Raw genomic sequence first — 15,810 nt, 5'->3', positions numbered from 1 at the left:
CTCGCAATGACGTGGAATGGTCGAGCTTCTTCCCGCCTACCGCCGCCCGAACAGCTTCTCGATGTCGGCGAGCTTCAGCTCCACATAGGTCGGGCGGCCGTGGTTGCACTGGCCTGAATTGGGCGTGTCTTCCATCTCGCGCAGCAGCGCGTTCATTTCCTCCGGCTTGAGGATGCGCCCGGCGCGCACCGAGCCGTGACAGGCCATCGTGGCCGCGACATGCATCAGCCGACGTTCGAGCGGAAGCGCTTCGTCCCATTCCGCCATGTGCTCGGCGAGATCGCGCAACAGCGCCGCCGCGTTGGCCCTGCCGAGCAGCGACGGCGTCTCGCGCACCGCGACCGCGCCGGGTCCGAAGGACTCGATGGCGAGGCCGAATTTTTCCAGCTCAGACGCACGGTCGATTAGCTTTTCGACGGTGGCCTCGTCAAGTTCGACGATATCGGGAATCAGAAGAATCTGCCGCTGCACGCGGTCGCGCTCCAGCGCCGCCTTCAATTTCTCGTAGACGATGCGTTCGTGCGCGGCATGTTGATCCACCACGATCAAACCATCGCGGGTTTGTGTCACGATATAAGTCTCGTGAATCTGGGTGCGTGCCGCGCCGAGCGGCCGGTCGATCAGATCGGTCACGGGATTGGGATCGGATCGCACATCCGCGCTGGGCGCGCCGACGTCGAACGCGGTTTGTCCGGACTCGGCGAATACGGTCGCGGCGCCGCCGCCGGACCATGGCCGCGCGCCGACAGGCGAGGCGGGCGATTGCCGCCAGTCCCAGTTGGCCGGGCGCGGGGTTACCGCGGGACGGAATGCCGTGAGCACCGCGCCGTCGCTGTTTGCCGCCGTGCGCTTGCCCTCGCGCGCCAGACCTTCCTTCAGCGCGTGCACGATCAGCGCCCGCACCAGCCCGGCGTTACGGAAGCGCACTTCCGTCTTGGCGGGGTGCACGTTGGCATCGACCTCCTGCGGAGCCGTTGTGACAAACAACGCCACCACCGGATGACGGTCGCGCGGCAGATAATCGGAATAGGCCGCGCGCACCGCGCCGAGAATAAGCTTGTCGCGCACCGGGCGGCCGTTGACGAACAGGTACTGACCGAGCGCGTTGGCACGGGTCAGCGACGGCGCGGCGGCAAAGCCCTCCACGATCACGCCGTCGCGTTCGGCGCGCACCGCGATGGCGCTGCCGCGAAAGTCCGCGCCGAGAATATCGCCGAGCCGCGTCAATCGTCCCGCAGCGCCGGGCAGGGCGGCCGTCCACGTCACGGGCGCGCGTTCTTCACCGGCGAGCGTGAAAGCGATATCGGGTCGCGCCATCGCCAGCCGCCGCACCACCTCGCGGATCGCCTCGGCCTCGGTGCGGTCGGTCTTGAGAAATTTCAGGCGCGCGGGCGTCGCATAAAAGAGATCGCTGACCTCGACGCGCGTGCCTTGCGTTAATGCCGCCGGCACGATCGCGGACTTCTGTCCGCCCTCGACGTTGAGCGACCACGCATGCGGCTCGCCAACGTGGCGCGTGGTGATGCCAAGTTTAGCCACCGCGCCGATCGACGGCAGCGCTTCGCCGCGAAAGCCAAGCGTGCGGATGCGCAGCAAATCCTCGTCGTCGAGTTTCGAGGTGGCGTGGCGATCCACCGCGAGCGCGAGGTCGTCCTTTGTCATGCCGCCGCCGTCGTCGGTGATGCCGATCCGCCGCCGTCCCCCGCCGTCGGTGAAGATGTCGATGCGGCCCGCGCCGGCATCGATGGCATTCTCCACCAGTTCCTTGACGACGCTCGCCGGACGCTCGACCACTTCGCCGGCGGCGATGCGGTTGACGACGGTCTCGGGAAGCTGGCGGACGGGCATGCGCGTTTGGCCGTTATTCGAGTCGATTCGAGCCTTGGCGCAGTCTATTTGGCGTGGTGGCAAAACGGTATCCGCTTTTGCTGAATTCTAGTCCTCGAATCCGGTCGATCCGCGCTTTGCCTTGACGTTGGCGCGGCGCTTCTTGGTCTCAAGGCGGCGCTGTTTCGAGCCGAACGTTGGTTTCGTCGCGCGGCGTGGCGTTGGCCGGATCGCGGCCTCGCGCAGCAATTCGATCAGGCGGTCGGTGGCGTCGGCGCGGTTGCGCTCCTGGGTGCGGAAGCGCTGGGCATGGATCACGATCACGCCGTCCTTGGTCAGGCGCTGCCCGGCGAGCCGGGCGAGCCGCGCCGCGACGTCAGGGGCGAGCGTCAGGCGGCGGGTGTCGAAGCGCAATTGCGCCGCGGTCGAGAGCTTGTTGACGTTCTGGCCGCCCGGTCCGGAGGCGCGAATGAAGCTGATCTCGATGTCGTCTTCGTCGATCACGATATCGCGCGTAATCCGCACCATGGCAGTCACCGGGGGTTCGCCTGTCCCGCAGCGGGAATCAGGCCACGCACCATAACCGGTTCGCGCGATTGTGCCTGCCCCCCGCCGTCAGAGCGCTTTCGGGTGAAGCATGCCCTCGGGCTTGACCCTGGGGTCGAGACCGGTTCGCGTGAAGAAAACGCGTCAAATCAAAATCACAGAGGCCCGCTTCTGATTCCATCAGAAGCGGAAAGGTTCTAATGCGCGGCGGGTTGAGGAGGCACGGGCGGGGCCGCCGCTGGCTGGACCGCCGCCGGTTGCGCTGCCGCCTGCGGCGTGCGTCCCACGATCACGGTCAGAAGCCCCTGTCCCCACAGCCGCTTCGCGACCTGCCTGGCTTGGTCGAGGGTGACGGCATCGACAATGGAATTGCGTTTCTCGATGTAGTCGATGGGTAGATCGTCGGTCTGATACTGCAACAGGCCGGTGGCGAGCTTCGAGGAGGTGTCGAGTTCCAGCATCTGCGATCCCTTCAGGTAGGACTTGGCGTCATCAAGCTCCTTCTGGGTCGGACCGCTTTCGGCAAAGCGCTGGATTTCCTTATTGATGGCATCGATGCTCTCGCTGACCCGGTCGGCGCGGGTTCCGGTGGTGCCGGCAAACAGCGCCGAGTGATCCATCCACAACAGCGATTCCGAGATGGAATAGGCGAGGCCGCGCTTTTCGCGAACATCCCTATAGAGCCGGGACGACAGCGAGCCGCCGCCGAGAATGTGATTGTCGATGTAGGCCGCCATGAAATCCGGATCGTGACGCTTGATGCCGGGGCCGCCGAACATGACCACGGTTTGCGGCACGTCGAGCGGAACCAACACGCGTTTCGGCGGCTTCGTAGCGACGACGTCGGCAACGGGTGTGAGGTCGCCCTTCGCGGGCAGGTCTCCAAAAGTCTGATCCAGCAGTTTTGCGAGAGCCGCCGGCTCGATGTCGCCCACGACCGCGATCTTCAACTTGTCCCGCGCCAGCACGTGGCGCACGTAAGTCCTGAGGTCGTCGGTCTTGATCGTCGGAATGCTTTCGAGCGTGCCGTGCGACGGGCGGCCGTAGGGATGATCGCCGAATGCGAGCTTGAGGAAATTGCGGCCGGCGAGCGCGTTGGGATTGGTCGAGTTGCGACGCAGGTTGGACATGATCTGCGAACGGATGCGCTCGACGTCGCTGCTGTCGAAGCGCGGCGCAGTCAGGGCGAGCCGCAGCAGGCCGAACGCTTCGTCGCTATGCTCCTTGAGCATCCGCAACGAGCCGCGAAGCCGGTCGCGTTGGATCGTAAAGCTCAGCTCGATGGCGCGGCGGTCGAGCCGCTCATGGAAGGTCCTGGAGTCGAGATCGGCGGCGCCTTCGTCGAGCAGGCTGGCGACCATGTAGCCGACGCCCGGCTTGTCGGCCGGGTCCTGTGCCGCGCCGCCCGCGAACGCATATTCCATCGCCACCAGCGGCACTGTCGCATCCTGAACGAACCAGGCCTCGATCCCTCCCGGCGTCACCAGATGCTGGATTTTTGTCGCCGCGAACGACGGAACAGCAGTGAGGGAGGTCAAAGCGAAGCATACGGCGGCGAGCAGGCGGCGCGCCGCGCCGGTCCGGGTGCATCTCACGACCGCTTCTCCCCGTGCGCCGGCGTAGTGTCCTTGATCAGATATCCCGTGACCGATCGCGTCTTGACCAGCCACTTTTGCGCGGCCTCGCGAACCTGCTCGGCGGTCACTGCGCGGATGCGGTCCGGCCAGCTTCTGATCTCGTCGACGCTCAATCCGACCGTCATGCCCGCGCCGTACCAGCGCGCCAGCGTCGTCTGACTATCCTGGGCGTAGATCGCCTGCGCAATCAACTGCGTCTTCACGCGTTCGAGGTCTTCCGCGGGGATCGGGTTTTTGGCGAGATTTGCGATCACAGCGTCGATGGCCTGCTCGATCTCGGGAAAACCGACGCCCGGCTTCGGCGCCACCGCGATCGAAAACTGGCTCGGATCGACCGCGGTGCCTTGATAGGTTGCGTTGGTGTTGACGGCGAGCGGCTTGTCGACGACCAGCGCACGATAGAGATAGGCGTTGCTGCCGTCGCCCATCAATTGCGCAAGCACATCCAGCGCGGCGCTTTCGCCGGCGGCGGCAGTGGTTGCGGAGGGTACGAGATAATAGCGCCGCAGCATCGGCTGCTCGACGCGGGGGTCCGCGAGCGTGACCGTCCGCGATGCGATCGGCCGCGGTTCCTGCGGACGGATGCGGACGGCCGGAATGGCGGGCTGCGGCGGCACCTGGCCGAAGGTTTTTTCGATCTCGGGACGTATCGTCTGCGCGTCGACGTCGCCTGCGATCACCAGCGTTGCATTGTTGGGCGCATAAAACCGTTTGTAGAAGGCAAGCGCATCCTCGCGGGTGAGCTTCTCGATCTCATGGTGCCAGCCGATCACCGGCCGGCCGTAGGGATGGTTGAGATACAGCGCGGCCATGATCTGTTCGGTCAGCCGGGCGTCGGGATTGTTGGCGACCCGCATGTTGTATTCCTCGAGCACCACGTCGCGCTCGGGCAGCACGTTTTCGTCCTTCAGCACCAGGCCGGTCATGCGGTCGGCCTCGAATGCCATCATCGTCGCGAGTTGATCGCGCGGCACGCGCTGGTAGTAGCCGGTGTAGTCGAAGTTGGTGAAGGCATTCTCCTCGCCGCCGACGCGCAGCACGGTCTGGGAAAACTCGCCGGCAGGATGCTTGGCGGTACCCTTGAACATCAGATGCTCAAGAAAATGCGCCAGTCCCGATTTGCCCGGCGTTTCGTCCGCCGAGCCGACCTTGTACCAGATCATCTGCGTGACCACGGGCGTCCGGTGATCGGGGATGATCACGACCGCGAGCCCGTTGGCCAGGGTAAACGTGGCGGGAGGCTGAGAGGTGACGGTCTGCGCCTGGGCTGCCGGGAAGGCAAGTAGGAGCGCAAGGCACAGGGCCAGCGCCGCGAGGGCGCTCAATCGTCGCACTGCTGTCATGGCGTGCACCGGCGGCAATTTGTCTGAGTCGTTACGGATTGCCGTCAGTCCTCTGCTGGAGCGAATTCAGTCATTCCGGGATGTCGTCGTCTGCTCCCTGACGAGCACCGAAGGCAACCCGCATCATATTGCGGATCCGGGCAAGAAAGATGGTGGCCGCCCGGTCGCGTGGTCCCGATGGCCGCCGCGACCGTTAGTTAGTACGCTCTTTACCGCTGTTGATATCGATATAGGTGTTGCCGAGGGCTTCCTTCGGTCCGGTGCCATAAGCGAAGTTCGGTGACGGGGTCTGATAGCCAGCCGGGGGTTGCGTCAGTGTTTCCCGTTCCGGCTCACCCGTGAACGGCGCGGTCTGGGTCTTGTTGCCGCCGAACAGATTGCCGAGTTTTCCGGTGAAGCCGAGTTGCGAGGGGCTGAGCGACGGATTATCGTTTTGCGGTTTGCCCGGCTCTTCCGTCTCGGCCCGTCGTGAGGTGGTGCCGGAACCGTGCACCGCGAGCTTGCTCGGCAAAATCGAGCGGCCGTTTTCCTCGGACGTCGGTTTCCTTTGCTTGCGGGCGGCGACCGCTTCCCTGTGGCGCTCAACGTCGGGATCCTTCGGCCAGTTCGGGTCCCTGATTTCGGCCGCGGCCGAGCCCGGCGGCGGCAACTCGATCTTGGGGGGAATCACCAGCGGCGACCGCTCGCGATACTCGATGCCCTTGCTTTCCATGTTGGTGGCGCCGATGCCGCTCATGAGGTTCTTGATGATTTTCTCCTCGAAGGAGGAGTCATCATCGTCGTCCTGGGCGCGAGCCGCGCCGGACGACAGCACGACGGCGATACCGGCGGCAACCGCGGCGAGGCGAGCGCCGCGCAGGAGCATTTCCGAAGCCTTGAGTACCTCCCAACCGTTCCGTCCGGTCTTGCGCATCGCGTTCATCCTGTTCATTTTTTCAAAGGATCGCGGCCGGAAAGCCGCACGCATTCCGAGCAGCCCCTATCGTCCGGGATCAGGGCGCTTTTGCGGCGGATGCCCGAGGAAGGAATCATACAACAGGGCTATCACCCCGGCAACGATCGCCACATCGGCAAGGTTGAACACGTACCAGCTATAGGTTTTGCCCGCGAACTGGGCGTGAAACAGCGCGAAATCCACCACCGCGCCATATGCGAAGCGGTCGATGGCGTTGCCGATAGCGCCGCCGATGATGAGGCCGAGGCCGATGGTCGCCATGCGGGTATGCGACCGCGCCATCCAGATCGCAAGCAGGACCACCGCGGCGGCCTTGATCGCGAGCAGAATCGTGGCGCCCGCCTGGCTGTCGGTCTGGAACCAGCCGTAGCTGATGCCGGTGTTCCAGGCCAGCACCAGGTCGAAAAACGGCGTAACCCTGACGGCGCCGCGATGACCGATGTCGAACACGAACAATAGCCAGAGCTTGGAGGCCTGGTCGGCAATCAGCGCCGCCAGTGCGGCCAATAGTCCAGAGCGCCAGAGAGGGGTCATGGCAGGATCTGGCGCTCGAGACGTTTTACCGGGCCTAATCGATAACGAGGCGTCGTCCCCGCGCAGGCGGGGATCCATACGCCGTGTCCTTTGAGTTTGGCCGAAGACTCGGTCATCGGATCCTTCAATTCTCGAACGCCAGGGGCTATGAGTCCCCGCCTGCGCGGGGACGACGTTAGATGGAAACTCCCAGCGCCTTCCATTCCCGCAGGGCCTGCGCGTCGCGCGGCGACACGTCGGGATACTCCTTGTCGCTGCCGACGGTCGGCAGGATCTTCCACGATCGGGCGCACTTGGTGCCCGCGGCTTTCTCGACCACCACGGCCACGCCTGGGACGTTCGGCAAACGGAACGCGTCGGCCGGCGCCTCGCCCTCGCGAACTTCGTAGTTCGAGGTGATGCAGACCTCGGCAAGATCGACGTCGAACAACGTTGCGAGCATCGCGCGGTCGGCGACATAGACGATCGGCGAGGCTTCGAGCGAGGAGCCGATCCGCTTGGCGGCGCGCTCGCGTTCCAGCGCGCCGGTGACGACGCTGCGCACGGCGCGGATGATCTCCCACTTCGCGGCCAAGGCGTCGTCGCGAAACATTTCGATACTCTCCGGAAACAGCGTCAGATGCACCGACGGCTCCGCATCCGGCCGGTATTGCCGCCATGCTTCTTCAGTGGTGAACGATAGTATCGGCGCCAGCCATTTCAGGACCGCATCGCACAGCAAATCGATCACGGTGAGCGCCGCCTTGCGCGCCGACGACGACGGCGGGTCGCAGTACAGCGTGTCTTTCCGGATATCGAAATAGAACGCCGAGAGCTCGGTGTTCATGAAGGCCGCGAGACTGGCGACCACGGTCTTGTAATCGAAATCCGCGTAGGCCTTGCGCACCACCACGCTCTGCACGGCCAACTGATGCAGCATCAGTTGCTCCAGTTCGGGCACGTCTTTGAACGCGACATCATCGTCGCGCTTGAAGTGATGCAGCGTGCCGAGCATCCAGCGGATGGTGTTGCGCAGCTTGCGATAGGTCTCGACGGTGTTCTTGAGGATTTCGGGGCCGATGCGCTGGTCGTCGGCATAGTCGGTCGCGCAGACCCACAGTCGCAGGATGTCGGCGCCGGAATCCTTGATGACCTTCTGCGGGTCGACCGTGTTGCCGAGCGATTTCGACATCTTGCGGCCGTTCTCGTCGAGGGTGAAGCCGTGCGTCAGCACCACGTCATAGGGCGCGCGGCCGCGGGTGCCGCAGCTTTCCAGCAGCGAGGAATGGAACCAGCCGCGATGCTGATCGCTTCCTTCCAGATACATCACGGTATCCCCGCCGCCATCGACCTTGCGCTTGATTCCTTTGAGTCCTGGGAAATGCACGGGGTCTTCCAGCACGAAGGCGTGCGTCGAGCCGGAGTCGAACCAGACGTCGAGGATGTCGTCGACCTTGCTCCAGTCCTCGCCGGCACGCGGCCCAAGAAAACGCTCGCGCGCGCCGTCGGTGTACCAGGCATCGGCGCCTTCCGTCTCGAAGGCGTCGGTGATCCGTTTGTTGACGGCGTCGTCGATCAGGATTTCGGCGGAGCCGTCGCCCTTTTCGCGCACGAACACCGCGATCGGCACGCCCCAGGCGCGCTGCCGCGAGATCACCCAGTCCGGGCGGTTGGCGATCATGCCGGTGATGCGCCTCTCGCCGGCCGGCGGCACCCACTGCGTCACCGAGATCGCCTGCAGCGCGCGGGCGCGGAGGGTGTCGCCGCTCTTGGCCTGACCGCGGTCGGCGATCTCCTTGTCCATCGCGATGAACCACTGCGGCGTGTTGCGGAAGATCACCGGCTTCTTCGAGCGCCACGAATGCGGATATTGATGTTTCAAACGGCCGCGCGCGAGCAGCATGTTGCGTTCGACCAGCGCCTCGATGACCGCCTGATTGGCGTCGCCCTTGTTGCCCTTGTCGTCGATGACGCGCTTGCCCTCGAAGCCGGGAGCCTGCACGGTCAGCGCGCCGTTCTCGTCGACGGTGTAGGGAATTGTGGAACTGATGCCGCGCGTTTCGAGATCGCGCGCGTGGTGAGTCCAGATGTCGAAATCCTCGCGGCCGTGGCTAGGCGCGGTGTGGACGAAGCCGGTGCCGGTATCGTCGGTGACGTGATCGCCTTCCAGCAGCGGCACGGTGAATTCGTAGCCACCAGACAGGCTTTTCAGTGGATGCGCGCACTCCACCGCATCAAGCGTGTCGGCGGGGATGTCGCGGACCTTCTCGTAAGCAGTCACGCGCGCTTGCTTGAACACCTCAGCGGCGAGGTTGTCCGCAAGGATCAGCAGATCGCCGGTTTTGGCCCAGTTGTCGGCGGGCGCATCGATGATCTTGTACAGGCCATAGGCGATCCTGTTCGAGAAGCTGATGGCGCGGTTGCCCGGCAGCGTCCAAGGCGTCGTGGTCCAGATCACCACGCTCGCCTGCGCCAGCGCGCCGTGTGCCGGCGATGTCACCGGAAACTTCACCCACACCGTGTCGCTGGTGTGGTCCTCATACTCGACCTCGGCCTCCGCCAGCGCGGTCTTCTCGACCACGCTCCACATCACCGGCTTGGAGCCGCGATACAGTGTACCGTTGGCGGCGAACTTCATCAACTCGCGCGCGATCTGCGCTTCGGCCGGAAAAGTCATGGTGGCGTAGGGATGATCCCAGTCGCCGATGATGCCGAGCCGCTTGAACTCCTCGCGCTGCACGTTGAGCCACTTCTCGGCATAGGCGCGGCACTCCTTGCGGAACGCCACCATCGCCGCTGGGTCCTTGAAGTTCGGCTTCGTCTTGCCCTTGGAGCGGTAGTTCTCTTCCTCGATCTTCCATTCGATCGGCAGGCCGTGGCAATCCCAGCCCGGTACGTAGTTGGAATCGTGCCCCAGCATCTGCTGGCTCCTGGTCACCACATCCTTGAGGATCTTGTTGAGCGCGTGGCCGATATGGATGCTGCCGTTGGCGTAAGGCGGGCCGTCGTGCAGCACGAACTTCGGCCGCCCCTTGGCGCGCTTGCGGAGCTGTCCGTAGAGATCGATGTCGGTCCAGCGCGCCAGAATTTCCGGCTCTCGCTGCGGCAGCCCGGCGCGCATCGGAAATTCCGTCTGCGGCAGATAGAGGGTCTTGGCGTAATCGGGGGCGTCGGTCGTCTGGGGCTTGTTGGTCATGGCGGGGTGAATAGCGTGTTTTGACGGGAAGGGGAAACCCGGTTTGAGCGTCTTTCCCTCTCTCGCAAGGGAGAGAGGGAAGAAGTGCAACTCACCCGATTTCTCCCAGCTTCGGGAATGCGCCGGGGGCGGCCGCGAGTTGGGTTCGAGCGCGGGCGCTGTCATCGTCCATCTGGCGAACCAGCGTCTCGACACCATCGAACTTCAGTTCGTCGCGGATGAAGCCGATGAAGGCCACGTCCAGCGTGGTCCCGTAGAGGTCGCCCTTGAAGTCGAACAGGAACACTTCGAGCAGCGGCGCGCCGTTGTCGAAGGTCGGACGGCGGCCGAAGCTCGCAACGCCGTCGAAGCGCCGGTGGTCCTTTCCCTGGCCGCGGCCGACCCGCACCGCATAGATGCCGTGCTTGAGCCCGCAATCCTTGTCGAGGCGGATATTGGCGGTGGGATAGCCGAGGTCGCGGCCGCGCTTCTCGCCGTGGATCACCTCGCCGGTCACGAACCACGGCCCGCCGAGCATGGCGGTGGCATCCGCGATCTGGCCCTCCGCCAGCGCCGTGCGGATCGCGCTGGAGGAGACCGGGCGCTCGTCGATATCGACATGCGGCTGCACGTCGACCTCGATACCGAGCAGCGGCGCCTCGCTCACCAAAAGGCTCGGCGAGCCGACCCGGCCCTTGCCGAAATGGAAATCGTAGCCGACGGCGATGCCGCTGACGTTGAGCCGGGCGATCAGATCATGGTGAATGAAATCCTGCGCCGTGGTGCCGGCGCGGGCAGTGTCGAAGGTCATGACCACGGCACCGGCGAGGCCCGTGCCGGCCAGCAGTCGTAGCTTGTTGGTCTCGTCGGTCAGGCGGAATTGCGGAGTGTTCGGGCTGAAGAACTTTCGCGGGTGCGGCTCGAAGGTGACCGCGAATGCCGGCTTGCCGCGGGCGCGGGACATATCGAGCGCGGCTGCGATCACCGCGCGGTGGCCGAGGTGAACGCCGTCAAAATTGCCCATCGCCACCACCGACCCCTTGGGGATCGCGGCGGCAGGGGTGGTGTCGCGGATGATGGTAAATCGGGAGGTCATCACGATTTCGTTGATGGGTGGGGTCCCGATTGAAGTCAAGCGCGGCCTGTCGAGCCTTTGCGGCGCAGGACGTCGGCGTCTGCTCCCGGGTTAACGCGCTGTTTAACGGCTGATGCTATTGGTAAAGGCAGACCCGAGAGGCGAACGACCGGTGGAATGCCGGCGGTTGCTTCGAGGACGGCCCGCTTCGGCGGGTTTTGGCCGATTTTCGGCACACATAGAATGTGGCGTGCAGGGGGCTCAAGATGGCGGTTGATTTGTCGATGTCGGTTCTGGTGGTGGACGACTACAACACGATGATCCGCATTATCCGGAATCTGCTCAAGCAGCTTGGGTTCGAGAACATCGACGATGCCAGCGACGGTTCGGCGGCGCTGAACAAGATGCGCACCAAAAAATACGGTCTCGTGATCTCCGACTGGAATATGGAGCCGATGACCGGCTACGACCTGCTCAAGGAAGTCCGCGCCGATCCCAATCTGGCGATGACGCGGTTCATCATGATTACGGCGGAGTCCAAGACCGAGAACGTCATCGCCGCTAAAAAGGCCGGGGTGAACAACTATATCGTCAAGCCGTTCAACGCGGCGACGCTGAAGACCAAGATCGAAGCGGTGTTCCCTGACAACGTTCCGGCATAAAACGGCGCTTCTTCACCTCGTCCCGCAAGCGCGGGGCGTGGAAAACACGTCGGTATTCACCACTTCAGCTCGCGCATCAGCGCCAGCGGCGGACGGCCGAACAGTTCCTTGACCGAGGCCGGATCGAGTTGGTCTATGCCCGCGAATTCCTCGGAATGGATGCCGCGCGTCAAAAACAGCAGGTCGATGCCGAAGGCGTGGGCGCCCATGAGGTCGGTGCGCACGGAATCGCCGATGGCCAGCACCCGGTTCAGCGGCGTGTCCTTGCCGCGCTGCTCCCGCGCCAGCGCCATGGCGCGCTCGTAGATCGGCCGGTGCGGCTTGCCGTAGAAGATCACCTCGCCGCCGAGTTCGCGATAGAGTTCGGCGATGGCGCCGGCGCAATAAAGCAGCCGGTCGCCGCTCTCGACGACGATATCGGGATTGGCGCAGATCAGTGGTAGCTTGCGCTCGCGCGCCTGCATCATCATGGCGCGATAGTCCTCGGCGGTTTCGGTCTCGTCGTCGAACGGACCGGTGCAGATGATGTAATCGGCGCGCTCGATCGGCGCGAATACCGGATCGAGGCCGCTGTGGATGGAGCCGTCGCGCTCGGGCCCGAGCCAGAAAATCGCCTTGGCCGGATGCGCGGCGACGTAGCTGCGCGTTAGATCGCCGGATGAAGCGATGCCGTCATAGCTGTCCTCGGGAACGCCGAACTTGCGCAACTGCCGCTGCACGGCGTCGGCCGGGCGCGGCGCATTGGTGATGAGGATGACGGTGCCGCCCCGAATGCGGAACGTTTTCAGCGCGGCGCAAGCCTCGGGAAACGACACGAGGCCGTTGTGGACGACGCCCCAGATGTCGCTGAGCACGACATCCCTCCCGGTCGCGAGGTCGCGCAGATGCTCGATGAAACGGAGGGCTGTCATCGCGGTCGGATGCTTTCAGGCGGTGCCGCCGGCACGGCGCACGAGGGCAGCGTTACCGGTCATGCGGGGCTGACGTTCGGGCTTGATTGCGCCAGCCTTCATCGGGTCGGCCCCGGTTGCATCGGTCCAGCCGGGTCCGGCCGCGCCATTGGCGCCGGGCTTCGCCTTGTCGGCGGTATCTCGTGCCGCATCCTGTCGCAACGGACGCGGCGCGGCGAACAGAAAACCCTGACCGAAGTGGACGTCGTAGTCGAGCAGGTCAACCACCGCTCGCTCGTCTTCGATCCGTTCCGCGATCAGGTCGATCCCGAAGCGTCCGAGCAGATCGGAGATGTCGGCCGGATGGATATCGGAGGTCGAGGTCTGCTTCTGGTCCAGCAGGAGCGAGGCGGGCACCTTGATGAAGCGGACGCCGCGGTCGGCCAATTCGCGCGGCTCGATCCGCAAATCCTTTACGTGATCGACGGAGAATCGGTAGCCGCGCTGCGCCAGCGCCGCGAGATGCTCGCTCTCTGTCGTACCGAGCGCGCGTAGCGTGCTGTGCTTGAATTCGAGAATCAGCGAGGGCGCCAGCGCATGATTGGCTTCGAGAAAATCGAGGCACTGCGCGAACGTCGCGGGATTACTGAGCGTCGCCGCGGCGACGTTGCAGAACACGCCGGCATCCTTGTTGCGTACCTGAAGCCTGCGCAGCGCCTGCACGCAGCGGAACATGACCACATTGTCGATGCGCCCCATCAGACCGGCCGCTTCGGCGGCGGGAATGAAATCGCCGGCCGTCAGGATTTCGCCGCGGGCATCACGCAGCCGCGTCACCGCTTCGTAGTAGCGCACCTTGCGCTGCGGCAACGTGACGATCGGCTGCAGGAAAATATCGATGCCGTTGGCGTCGACGGCGTTCTTGATCGTCGTCAGGATCTGCGCATCGCTGCGGGCCGGGGCAGGGCTCGCCGCGGCCGGCCGAGCGGCAGCGGGCGTGGCCGCAACCGGTATCGCGGGCGCGCGATCGATGGGCCTTGCGCTCTGCGCGGGTTCGGCCGTGGGCGCCACTGCTGCGGACGGCAACGCCGCCAGCATGTCGTCATGGGCGGCAACCGTGGCGGCGAGTTGCCTGACCAGCCCGCCGAGCTCGTTGATTTCGCCAAGCGCCGCCTGAAGTCCCGATTGAGTGCGGTCCGATGCAGCGGAATTTGCCGAGACGATCTTGCTTTCGGCCGCCGCGAGGCGGCGTCCGAAATCAGAGACCTGGCGGGCGAGGTCGGCGATGCCGCGCGACAGGTCGGCGATCCGGCCATCGGCGTCGCTGCGCTCGCGCATCCGCATCGACACTGCGTTGTAGAGAATGAGGCAGGTCAGGGTGGCCAGTGCCACGACGGCGGCTTCCGACGCGCGCAGGCCCGTCAGAGAATAGAGCACGAGGCCGAGCGAGCCGGAGACCAGCACCATGCAGAGGGCAACGAAAATCGTGGAAATTCGGATCATCTGGCGCGAACGTTTCCGGCGCGGAGCGGTCTCCGGCGCTTCCGGTCCGTCACACTATCATTATCGCTGATTCGGCGGGCAGTCTTCTACCGTTGTCCGCCGAAATCGGACCGGTGGTTCAGGCGACGGCGCGAATCACCCTGGCGACCTTGTCGATGATCTCGCCGACCTGATCCTCGCTGACGATCAGCGGCGGGGTCAGCGCCAGCGTGTCGCCGGCGATGCGCATCATCAGGTCGTGGTCGTGGAAACCGCTTTTCAGCGCCGCGAAGCCGCGGTCGCCCGGGCCGTTGTCGTTGGGTGCGAGGTCGATGCCTGCCGTGATCCCGACGGTACGGATATCCACCACATTAGGCTCGTTGCGCAGGCTCATCACCGCATCGGCGAATTTCGGCTCCAGGTTTTTGGCGCGCTCGAACAGCTTTTCGTCGCGGTAGATGTCGAGGGTGGCGAGGCCTGCGGCGCAGGCCAGCGGGTGCGCCGAATAGGTATAGCCGTGGAACAGCTCCACGGCGTTCGCCGGACCGGTCATGAAGGCCTCAAAGATGGTGTCGCGCACCAGCACGCCACCCATCGGAGCAGCGCCGTTGGTCACGCCCTTTGCGAAGGTGATCATGTCGGGCAGCACGCCGTAGCGTTCGGCGGCGAACGCGTAACCGAGGCGGCCGAAGCCGGTGATGACCTCGTCGAAGATGAGGAGGATGCCGTGCTTTTGGGTGATCTCGCGCAGCCGCTTGAGATAACCTTTCGGCGTGGGCAGCACGCCGGTCGATCCGGCCATCGGCTCCACGATCACGGCGGCGATGGTGTTGGCGCCGTGCAGGCTGACAAGACGCTCCAGCTCATCGGCAAGTTCGGCGCCCCATTCCGGCTCGCCCTTGCTGAACGCCTGCCTGTCGCGGTTGTAGGTGGATTGCATATGGTCGACGCCGGTGAGCAGCGTGCCGAACATCTTGCGGTTGCTGACGATGCCGCCGACCGAGGTACCGCCGAAGCCGACGCCGTGATAGCCGCGCTCGCGGCCGATCAGGCGGATGCGGCCGCCCTGGCCGTTGATCTGGTGATAGGCCAGCGCGATCTTCAGCGCGGTGTCCGCGGCCTCCGATCCCGAATTGCAGAAGAACACATGATCGAGCCCCTTCGGCGCAAGCTCCGCGATGCGGCTTGCCAGTTCGAACGCCTGCGGAATGCCGAACTGGAACGGCGGCGCGAAGTCCAGCGTCTCGGCCTGTCTGGCGATCGCGCTCGCGATCTGGTCGCGGCCGTGGCCGGCGTTGCAGCACCACATGCCGGCGGCGCCGTCGATGACCTTGCGGCCGTCGGTGGTGAAATAGTGCATGTCCTTGGCGCCCGCGAGCAGCCGCGGCGCGCTCTTGAAGGCGCGGTTGGCGGTGAACGGCATCCAGAACGCGGCGAGATCGTTCGGCACGTTGAGGGCGGAACTCTTGTCTAACATCGGGGGTCCCTCATTATTTTTTTCGATGTATCGCGGACGGGCGGCGCGAACGGGTCCACACAACCTAGAACCTTTTACACGCCTGCGGAATGCGGTTTGCACCGTTGATTGCGTTTACGTCCGCGGTTTGAACGAATTGTGTTGCAAGCACGGGTCGTACGCGCAACGGCGTCAGCAGCGACGGCGGCCCGCAAATGCAGCCGGAAATATATACCACCTTTGGTGTAT

12 protein-coding genes are annotated in these 15,810 nt (G+C 64.6%); 1 reads left to right on the top strand and 11 read right to left on the bottom strand.

From position 1 onward, the window contains the following. Window positions 1–36: 36 nt before the first annotated feature. From mutL to V4R08_RS08050, 8 genes are all read right to left on the bottom strand, one after another. Window positions 37–1,848: a DNA mismatch repair endonuclease MutL gene (gene mutL / locus V4R08_RS08085; RefSeq protein ID WP_335578879.1), complete on the bottom strand. Its 1,812-nt coding sequence runs from the start codon at window positions 1,846–1,848 to the stop codon at window positions 37–39. A gap of 87 nt (window positions 1,849–1,935) precedes the next feature. After that, entirely contained in the window at window positions 1,936–2,355 is a 420-nt protein-coding gene (gene arfB, locus V4R08_RS08080) for an alternative ribosome rescue aminoacyl-tRNA hydrolase ArfB (protein WP_335578878.1), read from the bottom strand. A 215-nt stretch (window positions 2,356–2,570) separates the two neighbouring features. Then, complete coding sequence (locus V4R08_RS08075) at window positions 2,571–3,968, bottom strand: M16 family metallopeptidase (protein WP_335578877.1); 1,398 nt, start codon at window positions 3,966–3,968, stop codon at window positions 2,571–2,573. Beyond that, entirely contained in the window at window positions 3,965–5,353 is a 1,389-nt protein-coding gene (locus V4R08_RS08070) for a M16 family metallopeptidase (RefSeq protein WP_335578876.1), read from the bottom strand. Before V4R08_RS08070 ends, V4R08_RS08075 begins: the two co-directional genes overlap by 4 nt. 193 nt (window positions 5,354–5,546) lie before the next feature. Beyond that, on the bottom strand, window positions 5,547–6,266 hold the full coding sequence (locus tag V4R08_RS08065; RefSeq protein WP_335578875.1) for a hypothetical protein: 720 nt from the start codon (window positions 6,264–6,266) through the stop codon (window positions 5,547–5,549). Between the two features lie 66 nt (window positions 6,267–6,332). Further along, the gene (gene lspA, locus V4R08_RS08060; RefSeq protein WP_335578874.1) at window positions 6,333–6,842 is read right to left on the bottom strand and encodes a signal peptidase II; all 510 of its coding nucleotides are present in this window, start codon (window positions 6,840–6,842) and stop codon (window positions 6,333–6,335) included. A gap of 175 nt (window positions 6,843–7,017) precedes the next feature. Next, window positions 7,018–10,017, bottom strand: a complete 3,000-nt coding sequence (gene ileS, locus V4R08_RS08055; protein ID WP_335578873.1) for an isoleucine--tRNA ligase — start codon at window positions 10,015–10,017, stop codon at window positions 7,018–7,020. A 91-nt stretch (window positions 10,018–10,108) separates the two neighbouring features. Continuing rightward, window positions 10,109–11,092, bottom strand: coding sequence for a bifunctional riboflavin kinase/FAD synthetase (locus V4R08_RS08050; RefSeq protein ID WP_335578872.1), 984 nt, complete (start codon window positions 11,090–11,092; stop codon window positions 10,109–10,111). 245 nt (window positions 11,093–11,337) lie between these two features. Here V4R08_RS08050 and V4R08_RS08045 point away from each other — a divergent pair, with 245 nt between their 5' ends. After that, on the top strand, window positions 11,338–11,733 hold the full coding sequence (locus V4R08_RS08045; protein WP_011511552.1) for a response regulator: 396 nt from the start codon (window positions 11,338–11,340) through the stop codon (window positions 11,731–11,733). Window positions 11,734–11,789: 56 nt separating this feature from the next. Here V4R08_RS08045 and V4R08_RS08040 read toward each other — a convergent pair whose 3' ends face one another. From V4R08_RS08040 to aptA, 3 genes are all read right to left on the bottom strand, one after another. Further along, window positions 11,790–12,644, bottom strand: a complete 855-nt coding sequence (locus V4R08_RS08040; protein ID WP_335578871.1) for a TIGR01459 family HAD-type hydrolase — start codon at window positions 12,642–12,644, stop codon at window positions 11,790–11,792. Window positions 12,645–12,659: 15 nt separating this feature from the next. Further along, the gene (locus tag V4R08_RS08035) at window positions 12,660–14,126 is read right to left on the bottom strand and encodes an EAL domain-containing protein (protein ID WP_335578870.1); all 1,467 of its coding nucleotides are present in this window, start codon (window positions 14,124–14,126) and stop codon (window positions 12,660–12,662) included. Window positions 14,127–14,244: 118 nt separating this feature from the next. Continuing rightward, window positions 14,245–15,582 (bottom strand): omega-aminotransferase AptA, encoded by a 1,338-nt coding sequence (gene aptA / locus V4R08_RS08030; RefSeq protein ID WP_335578869.1) that lies wholly within the window; start codon window positions 15,580–15,582, stop codon window positions 14,245–14,247. Between the last annotated feature and the right edge of the window lie 228 nt (window positions 15,583–15,810).

Origin of the sequence: Nitrobacter sp. NHB1, assembly GCF_036964665.1 — a bacterium.
Classification (GTDB): domain Bacteria; phylum Pseudomonadota; class Alphaproteobacteria; order Rhizobiales; family Xanthobacteraceae; genus Nitrobacter.
This window is presented reverse-complemented; position numbering and strand designations above follow the sequence as displayed.

Coding starts and splice junctions, on each gene's coding strand:
- V4R08_RS08070 (WP_335578876.1), bottom strand. CDS start 5,353: ATGACAGCAGTGCGACGATTGAGCGCCCTCGCGGCGCTGGCCCTGTGC.
- V4R08_RS08050 (WP_335578872.1), bottom strand. CDS start 11,092: ATGACCTCCCGATTTACCATCATCCGCGACACCACCCCTGCCGCCGCG.
- aptA (WP_335578869.1), bottom strand. CDS start 15,582: ATGTTAGACAAGAGTTCCGCCCTCAACGTGCCGAACGATCTCGCCGCG.
- lspA (WP_335578874.1), bottom strand. CDS start 6,842: ATGACCCCTCTCTGGCGCTCTGGACTATTGGCCGCACTGGCGGCGCTG.
- arfB (WP_335578878.1), bottom strand. CDS start 2,355: ATGGTGCGGATTACGCGCGATATCGTGATCGACGAAGACGACATCGAG.
- V4R08_RS08065 (WP_335578875.1), bottom strand. CDS start 6,266: ATGCGCAAGACCGGACGGAACGGTTGGGAGGTACTCAAGGCTTCGGAA.
- V4R08_RS08045 (WP_011511552.1), top strand. CDS start 11,338: ATGGCGGTTGATTTGTCGATGTCGGTTCTGGTGGTGGACGACTACAAC.
- ileS (WP_335578873.1), bottom strand. CDS start 10,017: ATGACCAACAAGCCCCAGACGACCGACGCCCCCGATTACGCCAAGACC.
- V4R08_RS08035 (WP_335578870.1), bottom strand. CDS start 14,126: ATGATCCGAATTTCCACGATTTTCGTTGCCCTCTGCATGGTGCTGGTC.
- V4R08_RS08040 (WP_335578871.1), bottom strand. CDS start 12,644: ATGACAGCCCTCCGTTTCATCGAGCATCTGCGCGACCTCGCGACCGGG.
- mutL (WP_335578879.1), bottom strand. CDS start 1,848: ATGCCCGTCCGCCAGCTTCCCGAGACCGTCGTCAACCGCATCGCCGCC.